Annotated in this window: 1 protein-coding gene and 2 pseudogenes; 2 read left to right on the top strand and 1 reads right to left on the bottom strand. The window is 42.9% G+C overall.

All coding sequences use genetic code 11. From position 1 onward, the window contains the following. Nucleotides 1-239, top strand: a pseudogene (locus tag R8N28_RS26860) (hypothetical protein); the annotation flags it as partial. 44 nt (nt 240-283) lie between these two features. Beyond that, nucleotides 284-775 carry a DUF3833 domain-containing protein gene (locus tag R8N28_RS26865; protein WP_318183874.1) on the top strand — a complete coding sequence of 164 codons (492 nt, stop codon included), beginning with the start codon at nt 284-286 and terminating at the stop codon, nt 773-775. A 126-nt stretch (nt 776-901) separates the two neighbouring features. Here the strand turns inward: R8N28_RS26865 and R8N28_RS26870 are convergent. Next, nucleotides 902-1,059: pseudogene (locus R8N28_RS26870) on the bottom strand (adenylosuccinate lyase); the annotation flags it as partial.

Here is a 1,059-nt window from a genome sequence, read left to right on the forward strand (position 1 = left end):
AATGGATTACTCAATTGAGCGTTATCTTCCCAAGTATCAAAAATGGCGATGAACTTACCTACGTCACTGATGGAGATAAGGGACAGATAATCTATCGCCAAGCAGGAACTAAAACGCAAAAAATGGTTGGCGAAATAACGGACGAACGTATGAATGATGCATTCCTGTCCATTTGGTTGTCACCAAAAACGGAATTTCCAAAGCTGCGTAAACAACTTATAGGACAAGTCAGACCGTGAACATCTTTAAAACATTATTGCGATACTTTGCTGTGTGCGTTGCTATGACGTTGACTGCTTGCTCGGCGGATATAGACAATTACCAAGCATCTACGCCGCCATTTAATTTATTTGAATATTTTGATGGCAATGTGAAGGCATGGGGAATGGTGCAAGATTATTCCGAGAAACAAACACGCCGCTTTGAGGTTGATATTGTCGGTACGATAACGGGTGATGAATTGGTTCTTGTTGAGGACTTTGTTTTTGACGATGGTGAAACCGACCAGCGTGTTTGGACTATTTCTCGAGCAGAGGATGGCAGGTATACAGGCAAAGCAGATGACATTATTGGTTTCGCAAACGGAAAAGAGCAGGGTAACGCTCTGCAATGGCAATATGACTTTGAGTTAAAAATGGACGACTCGACAGTGACCGTGGCCTTTGATGATTGGCTTTACCGACAAGATGACAAACACGTATTCAACCTGACCAAAATTAAAAAATTTGGCGTGGAGGTGGGGACAATAACCTTCTTTTTCCAAAAACAACCCTAAATCCGCGATGCTCTACACCTATTGGGCGAAAATGCTCTATTGGAATGCCTCGGTTGGTAAGCTTCCAAACAAAAAGGTTGACGCTTTCACGTCAACCTTTTTAGTTTTTCGCTCATTATTGAGAGATTATAGTTTGTCAGTTAGCTCGATTGCTTGACCGATATAGTTCGCTGGCGTCATCTCTTTTAGACGTGCTTTTTCATGTTCAGGAAGCTCAAGGCCGTCAATGAAGTTACGCATTGCTTCACCGTCTACGCGCTTGCCGCGAGTCAGCTCTTTCAACT

It is taken from the genome of Vibrio sp. Vb1554 (assembly GCF_033344235.1).

Excerpts from the sequence above, each read along its gene's own strand:
- R8N28_RS26865 (WP_318183874.1), top strand. The coding sequence starts at position 284 with ATGACGTTGACTGCTTGCTCGGCGGATATAGACAATTACCAAGCATCT.